Origin of the sequence: Microcystis sp. M49636_WE2 (assembly GCF_030065375.1) — a bacterium.
Lineage (GTDB): Bacteria > Cyanobacteriota > Cyanobacteriia > Cyanobacteriales > Microcystaceae > Microcystis > Microcystis aeruginosa_C.
Genome location: NZ_JASJFG010000962.1, coordinates 1 through 7,970, shown reverse-complemented (window position 1 = coordinate 7,970; position 7,970 = coordinate 1). Strand labels below are relative to the sequence as shown.

Annotated in this window: 8 protein-coding genes; 3 read left to right on the top strand and 5 right to left on the bottom strand. The window is 48.8% G+C overall.

The window, feature by feature from the left end; translation table 11 throughout:
* Window positions 1-525 (top strand): YdcF family protein (locus PX484_RS22180; protein WP_288105517.1); only part of this gene is annotated, 525 nt, incomplete at its 5' end.
* 135 nt (window positions 526-660) lie between these two features.
* On the opposite strand, the gene kdpC is transcribed toward PX484_RS22180, so the two are convergent.
* From kdpC to kdpA, 5 genes are all read right to left on the bottom strand, one after another.
* The gene (gene kdpC, locus PX484_RS22175; protein WP_287767415.1) at window positions 661-1,302 is read right to left on the bottom strand and encodes a K(+)-transporting ATPase subunit C; all 642 of its coding nucleotides are present in this window, start codon (window positions 1,300-1,302) and stop codon (window positions 661-663) included.
* Window positions 1,303-1,622: 320 nt separating this feature from the next.
* Window positions 1,623-1,829: a potassium-transporting ATPase subunit F gene (locus PX484_RS22170; protein ID WP_071839504.1), complete on the bottom strand. Its 207-nt coding sequence runs from the start codon at window positions 1,827-1,829 to the stop codon at window positions 1,623-1,625.
* Window positions 1,830-2,003: 174 nt separating this feature from the next.
* Window positions 2,004-3,227, bottom strand: a complete 1,224-nt coding sequence (locus tag PX484_RS22165) for a DNA cytosine methyltransferase (protein WP_288105514.1) — start codon at window positions 3,225-3,227, stop codon at window positions 2,004-2,006.
* Entirely contained in the window at window positions 3,227-5,386 is a 2,160-nt protein-coding gene (gene kdpB / locus PX484_RS22160; RefSeq protein ID WP_287767413.1) for a potassium-transporting ATPase subunit KdpB, read from the bottom strand. Before kdpB ends, PX484_RS22165 begins: the two co-directional genes overlap by 1 nt.
* Before the next feature lie 15 nt (window positions 5,387-5,401).
* Window positions 5,402-7,147 (bottom strand): potassium-transporting ATPase subunit KdpA, encoded by a 1,746-nt coding sequence (gene kdpA / locus PX484_RS22155; protein WP_287767411.1) that lies wholly within the window; start codon window positions 7,145-7,147, stop codon window positions 5,402-5,404.
* On the opposite strand from kdpA, the gene PX484_RS22150 reads away from it, so the two are divergent.
* Together PX484_RS22150 and PX484_RS22145 are read left to right on the top strand one after the other, a co-directional pair.
* Window positions 7,127-7,282: a hypothetical protein gene (locus tag PX484_RS22150; RefSeq protein WP_288105519.1), complete on the top strand. Its 156-nt coding sequence runs from the start codon at window positions 7,127-7,129 to the stop codon at window positions 7,280-7,282. The genes kdpA and PX484_RS22150 overlap by 21 nt on opposite strands.
* A 490-nt stretch (window positions 7,283-7,772) precedes the next feature.
* The coding region (locus PX484_RS22145) for a hypothetical protein (protein ID WP_288105511.1) at window positions 7,773-7,970 on the top strand (198 nt) is incomplete at its 3' end.

The window sequence follows — 7,970 nt, the reverse complement described above, 5'->3', positions numbered from 1 at the left end:
TTAGTTTTGGGGGGCAGCATTCGTCGGGAAATTTATGTAGCCAATCTAGCCCAGCAATACCCCGATATACCAATTTTAATTTCCCAAGGCTCGGAAGATCCCTGTATTTTATTACTATTTGAACGGGCAAAAGCGCCAAAAACTAACGTCTGGTTAGAAAAGTGTGCTGATTCTACCTTCGGCAATTTTTTCTTTGCTGTGCCAATTTTAAAACAATGGGGAGTACATAAAGTAAAAGTTGTCACCTCTCCTACTCATTTACCCCGCGCTCAATGGTTAGCAGCAATTCACTTGCAATCCCACGGTATAGCAGTAGAAATCGATGCAGTCCGAGAAATTGGTATCCCGGGTAATAACGAATCAAAGCTAAAAACTGGGTTGGATGTGACTAGAAGTATAATTTGGGCTTTTGTCGGACAATTAATCTCTCCCCCCTGTTGGCAAGTCATCCCCTTAAATTCCGTTGATTTAGAAGCTTGGCGCGATGAAGGTTTTAAATGTGAATATCAAGGTAAGATCAGCTAAACAATCCTCTCCCAGTTAGTTTTTTAGCGGCTGTATCCCATTTTTGTAAATCTACTAACTTGGGGTTTTTAAAGGCAAACTCTCTCTTCCCACTTTCCTATACCTTTTAAACAGGATTGAGTATCAGAGGCCCTATCAGGTATTTGCGATCGCATCTAGAGCCAGATTCAGTTTCAGTAGGTTAACCCCCGGTTCGCCGAAGATACCGAGAAAGCGCTCGTCGGTGTTTTTGATAACGAGGATCTCCACTTGATTCGTCGGTAATCCCCGCACCCGCGCCACCCGCTCGATCTGCGCTCTGGCGGACTCTGGGGTGATATGGGGATCGAGACTCGATCCAGAGGTGTACACCAGATCCGCGGTGGGTTTAATTCCCGTCTTCTCTAATCGGGGAATCTCCCCCTCTACAGCTTTCGCTGGATCGGGATTGGGTTTTCCTTTAATGCGATCGATCAATGCGGGGTTACTGGGAGCTAGGTTACTCGCTCCCGAAATTCCGGTTTGCAGGACTTTGTTAGGATCGTTTTTCGGATCGGCCGTACTGTAGGCGGTGGTACTCGGACGACTATTGAAATAGCGATCGCTGGTGAAAGGTTGCCCAATTAGAGCCGAACCCACCACTTGACCTTGATTATTGGTGATCAAACTCCCGTTCGCTTGCCAGGGAAAAAGAATTTGACCGACGGCGATCATCGCAAAAGGATAGATCAGCGCGGTAATTACCCAGAGAACTAGGGTAGAACGGATGGCTCTACCGGCATCGCGTGCAAAACTCATAATTAGGGTTTACTGAAAAAGTTTGTTGGTGGAGTTAGGAGTCAGGAGCCAGTAGTCAGGAGTCAGGAGAATTAGGAATAAACCACAATCAATTAAAGAGTCTATTTAGAGATTTTCTGGCTCTTCTAGGTTCTGTGTGATAAGTTTAACTTACAATATGATCGATCGATCTTTGTGTCCTTTGTGTCTTTGTGGTTCGTTCCACCCCCTCGCTAGGGGCAATGTATCTTAGAATACATTTTACCCACCAAATCCAAGAGAGCCATTTTCTGCTTTTTCCCATTTTTGAACTCTCAAAAATTAATTATGCCAGAAATCTCTTAAAACCTCTCCGGGACAAAGATGACAAGGAATAGGTAGATAAATAAAGCAAAGGCGACTAATCCTAAAAGGGTTAATGCGAAGGCTTGCCCCCTATTTATAGCACTTCCCGTAGAAGCTTGAACGATGGAGGAGAAAAGAATTGTTAGACAGAAATTTAAGAAAATATACCAGAAAAATCGGTTTTTTCTAAGGGATGCTTTCATAAGAATTAGAGTTTTTTGGAGATTTGTTTTTGCCAGTCAATCAAGAAAATAGCTGTAGTTGTCAAAAATTATCAGACACCCCCCTTATCAAGGGGGGATTAAGGGGGGATCGACACCCCCCTTATCAAGGGGGGATTAAGGGGGGATCAAAGACAAAATCTATTTTCAATTTAATTATAACCACTTACTTAGCTGTAGTTGTCGATAGGTTGTCTTTTTCCCCTTTTTCAATTCATAGTTAAGAATACATTGGCCCACATATCTAGCCAAATTAATAGGAACAGCATTGCCAATCATTTGTTCTAGATTAGATTTTGTTCCAGCAAAAATAAAGTCTTTAGGAAAAGTTTGGATATAGCTTCTCTCCCTCGTTGTTAGCGGTCTTAATTTTTCATTAAGATGACAAGCATCACCGGGATGTTGTCGATAGGTTTTGGGAACTGGTCGATTTACTCCTCGAATAGTAGGGCTAGGTTCATAAATACTGAATATCGCCCTTCTTTGATAGCTTCTAGGATGTCTATAATAGTATTCTATATCTAATTCTTTGCCCATATAGTCAAATACAGTCAGAGGTTGACTTGATAGATTTTCATTGATTTCATCGATTAAAAAATCATCTTCTTCGTTCATTTTACCGATCAGAAAATATCTTTTTCTAGTTTGAGGAACTCCGCAGTAACAAGAATTAATAACTTTTCCAGTTAAACCATAACCATGGCTTTTAAAAATTTGTTTTGCTTGAGTGAGTATTTTACTTTTCTCAATTCTGTCCACATTTTCCATAACAAACCATTGGGGACTTACTCTAGTTACAATTTCAGCGAATGTGAGCGTTAGATTCGCTCGTCCTAAACCCTCGTCTCTCTTACCCGCACTGGAAAAGTCTTGACAAGGAGGGCTGCCGACAATAATCTCAGGATTATATTGAGCCAATATTTCTTGATTAGATTCTCTAGATAAATCGACATTAAATATCGGATGACTAAAGTTATTGCTATAGACATCTATAGCAGGTATCCAATTATCAAATGCAGCCACAATAGTAAACCCCGCTTTCTGAAAACCTAAAGATAAACCACCACAACCAGCAAATAAATCGATTGTGATCATTTTGCTCCCTCCTCTAAATTGACTCGCGAAAGCGTAAAATAAATTATCGGAATCGGGAGCTAGACCGTATAACTCTTGTGTACTTAACTCCGCTGGTTGAATTTTTAAATTTTCATCAAGTTTCAGATATACATTTTTCAGTCCTTTCCAATCTAAGTAAGCGCACAAAGAAGCTGGAAATGAGGAGTTAAATTGATTTTTACCCCAGGTTTCTTTTTGGCTAAAATCCCGATTCGAGTGCTTCAATCCGAATAAACTAGGCTTAAATATTGCCGATTTTCCCATTACCTCAACCCGATCGCTGAAATTATCTCATCAATAATCTTAATAGCAATAAACGGCGCAATCATGCCTCCCACGCCGTAGATGAGGATATTACGCCGCAATAGTTGGTCAGCAGTGAGCGGGCGAAATTGAACGCCTTTAAGTGCTAGGGGAATCAAAACGGGGATAATCAGGGCATTGTAGATCAGGGCCGAGACGATCGCCGATTGAGCGCTTTTCAAACCCATGATATTTAAAGCACCGATCCCGGCAGCGGCGAAAATCGTCGGGATAATGGCGAAATACTTAGCGATATCGTTGGCTACCGAAAACGTGGTCAGGGCGCCGCGGGTAATGAGTAACTGTTTGCCGATGGTCACTAAATCGATCAGCTTGGTCGGGTCGGAGTCGAGATCCACCATATTGGCCGCCTCCTTCGCCGCTTGGGTTCCGGAGTTCATCGCCACACCGACATTAGCCTGGGCCAGTGCGGGTGCGTCGTTGGTTCCGTCTCCCGTCATGGCAACTAACTTGCCCTGGGATTGCTCGCGACGGATCACCTCGATCTTATCTTCTGGGGTGGCCTCGGCGATAAAATCATCCACCCCCGCCTCCGCCGCAATCACCGAGGCCGTGATCTGGTTGTCGCCGGTGAGCATGATCGTTCTCACACCCATGCGCCGTAATTGGTCGAAACGCTCTTTTAATCCAGGCTTCACGATGTCCTTGAGATAGATCACCCCGTAGATATCGTTACCCCGACAGACGGCGAGGGGAGTCCCCCCCAAACGGGAAACCCTTTCCTGTGCCTCATCGAGGGTCTCGGGAACGGAACCACCGCGGGAACGGACGAAACCTTTAATCGCGTCTACGGCTCCCTTACGGTATTCCTCGCCGTCCATATCGGTGCCGCTCATGCGGGTACGAGCGGAGAATTCGATTCCCTCGCCGGGTTGGCCATCGATGGGGAGGTTTGCGCCCAAATTCCGGGCTAAAGCAACGATCGAGCGTCCTTCTGGGGTTTCGTCGAAAAGGCTGGCCGCTAGACAGATGCGGGCTAATTCCTCGAGGTTATGACCGTTGACGGGGATAAATTCGTCAGCTAGCCGGTTGCCGAGGGTGATTGTTCCCGTTTTGTCGAGAAGGAGGGTATTTACGTCGCCGCAGGCTTCCACCGCGCGTCCAGAGGTGGCGATGACGTTAAACTGAGCCACGCGATCCATGCCGGCGATGCCGATCGCACTCAATAAACCGCCGATCGTCGTGGGAATGAGGGCGACGAGAAGGGAGATCAAGATGGCGATACTGGAACCGGCCCGAAAGGTATCCGCAACCGCCGGCCCGAGGCTCGTGTCTAGAAAACTGGCGATATAGTTCCCGATCGACGGAATCGTGGCCACGACAATTAAAAAGACTTGGGTTAACACGGCCAGAAGTACCGTCAGCGCGATCTCGTTGGGGGTTTTCGTGCGCTCGGCCCCTTCCACAAGGGAGATCATGCGATCGATAAAACCCTGACCAGGATCTTGAGCGATCCGCACCGTCAACTCGTCCGAGAGAAGCCTAGTGCCGCCGGTGACGGAACTGGCGATGTCGGTGCCGGGTTGTTTGAGGACGGGGGCCGATTCTCCGGTGATCGCCGATTCATCCACCGAACCGATTCCCTCGATCACTTCCCCGTCGGCGGGAATCACGTCCCCGGCCACCAGTTTCACCCGATCGCCCCGATGCAAGGCCGTGGAACTGACCGACTCGATCGAGCCGTCGGCCAGGATTTTCCGGGCGATCGTGTCGCTGCGGGTGGAGCGCAGGGCATCGGCCTGGGCTTTTCCCCGTCCCTCGGCAATTGCCTCGGCGAAGTTGGCGAACAGCACCGTGAAGAAGAGGATCAGGGTGATGATGCCGTTAAGTAGCCGTTGTTGTCCCCTATCCCCTGCGATCGTGCCGAATAGATGCGGGTCGATCGTCACCAGGGCCGTGACGATTGTTCCCAACCAGACCACGAATAGGACCGGGTTACGCACGGCGATGCGCGGGTCGAGTTTAAGGAAGGACTGCCGGATCGCGCTTTGATAGAGACCGGTCCGGTTTACCTTGGGGGTATGGCGGCGGTCGTCCCGGCGACCTCTCGGCACTCGCAACGGGCGGGAGGATTTAGAATTTCCTTTGTTCGTTCTCATAAATTATCTAAACTCCTAGCCGATCATCCTGGTGATTTGAAAGGCTTCCGCAATCGGCCCGAGGGCTAATATCGGCAAGAAAGTGAGCGCACCGAGAATTAAAATCACCCCCGCCGTCACGCCGGTAAAGAGTCCGGTATCGGTGCGGAGGGTTCCGGTGGTGGCGGGAACCGGTTGTTTGCGGGACATCCCATCAGCTAACAAGAGCAGGGCAGCGATCGGGATATACCGTCCAGCCAGTAAACTGAAGCAGGCGCTCAGATTCCACCAGAGAGCGGTCATCGTCGGTTTCGCACCAGATGCGATCGCAAGTGGTGCGGGCTGGGAATCTCCTAGTCCCTCGAAGCCCGATCCATTATTGGCGGCGGCGGAAGCGTACTCGTAGATGACTTGAGATAATCCGTGAAAGCCGGGGTTACTGATGCCTTGAAAGTCAGGAAAGGCAAGAGCGATCGCTCCGGGGATGAGGATGGCGATCGGGTGAACCAGCAGAATTAAAAAACTCGCTAACACCACTTCCCGCTTCTCGATTTTGCGCCCGAGGAATTCCGGGGTTCTTCCCACCATTAGCCCGGTGACGAATACCGCAAGGATCAGATAGGCAAACAGGTAGGCGGTGCCGGTTCCCTGGCCGCCGAAAACGATTTGCAGGAACAGATTCGAGAGGGTGACGAAGCCGCCGTTCGGCATCAAGGAATCGTGCATGGCGATCACCGCACCGCACATGGTGGCCGTGGTAGTTACCGCGTACAGGGCCGATTGCGCCCAACCGAAGCGTACTTCTTTACCCTCGAAGTTAACCGCTCGATCGACCCCTAGTAGGGAGTTAACCGCCTGGTTGCCGTTATATTCTCCGATCGCTGTGATGATCGTAAAGCCGATGAAGATACCGAGGGGAATTAGATAGATTAACCGAGCTTGCTTGAGATTATCGGCGAAAACACCGTAGGTATAGATCAGGGAGGTGGGAATCGAGAGAATAGCGACTAATTGCACCAGATTGACGAATCCGTTCGGGTTTTCCAAGGGGTGGGCCGAGTTGCTGGCAAAAAAGCCGCCGCCGTTTTCTCCCAATTCCTTAATAATCTCGAAGTGGGCCACTGGACCGCGGGCGATCGCCTGACTCAGGTTGGGGTTTTCTAGCGTCGGCAAGATCGCTGGGCCCGCGAGGGTTTCCGGGACTCCGGCGATGATCAGGGCAATTGCCCCCACGATCGAGATCGGTAAGAGGATACGGGTGATCGCTCGGATCAGATCCACATAAAAATTGCCCAACGGTCGCCCCGTCAATCCCCGAATAAAGGCGATCCCCACCGCTAGACCGGTTCCAGCCGAGGTGAACATCTGGTAGCCAAGACCCCATATCTGACTCGCGTAGCTGAGGGTGGTTTCTCCAGAATAATGCTGTTGGTCGCTGTTGGTGATAAAGGAAATCGTCGTATGTAGCGTGGTGTCCCAAGGGGGGGCGGGGATCCCCGTCGGGTTGAGGGGAAGGACTCCTTGGCCCGCAATCAGGGAAAAAACCAGAATTGCTATTACCGCGTTACTGTAGAGAACGGCGCGGAGGTACTGCCAGCCAGTCATATTCTCTTTCCCTTTCACCCCGACGAAGCTGTAAAGAAGACTCTCGACTCGATCGCACAGTGGGTCGAGTAGGGTTCTCCGTTCCATGAACACCCTCGCCATATACCGCCCGAAAAAGGGGGTGATCGCCACAATTATCAGGATCGTGAGCGCGATTTGAATCCATCCTTGCAACATGGTTCGATCAACTCCAAAAAAAGCCAAGTGGTCATTGAGCTTGTGGAAATGTGGCCGATCATGGACGGATTCGACAAGCTCACCGTCCATGATCGACCGGGAAACTTAGGGGTTCGCTGTCTCGAAACCGCTTGAGAAAACCAAGTTTGTCTCATCGTTAGCGATCGTTAACCAGTGGATGATCGAGGGATTACTATCACCTCTGCTGGAATGATTGTAGCGATTTTTCGCGCCTTGACAATCTATATTTTTTCCGTTCGTTATCCTATCAGCTTTTACGCACTTAAGTAGCTGGTTATAATTAAATTAAAAATGGATTTTAGGTTCGATCCCCCCTGCCCCCCTTGATAAGGGGGGTGCCGATAGGCGGGGGGATCTGACAACTTTTAACGCCTACCTACTTATGCAGAAATACTGACAATCAGCAATTATCAGTGACTCCTAAGATTTTACGTCACAAGTCGCTGAACAAACGGGAATAATTATGCAAACTTCATCGCAGAAAACGGGTTTCTCGAAAAAACCCGTTTTCTTGTAATAAATATTAATTTCTGTTACAGGGGTCTTGAAAAATTGGCATTTGTTGAGCTAAAACTGTTAGCAATAAACCTTTACAGTTAATATCATGAGTTCTCCCCTGTTGCCGATTCTTCCTGCTGTTGACGATGTTTTGTTCAATTTCGCTCAATCTGATGGCTTGAGTCAAGCTAATCAGGTGAATAGTGCGAGAAATCAGCGTTTAACCGCTACCGTAGTTTTCCTCGATGCTGGTGTTGCCGATTATCAAAGTCTCCAAGCTGGGGTAATTCCAGAAGTCGCCACC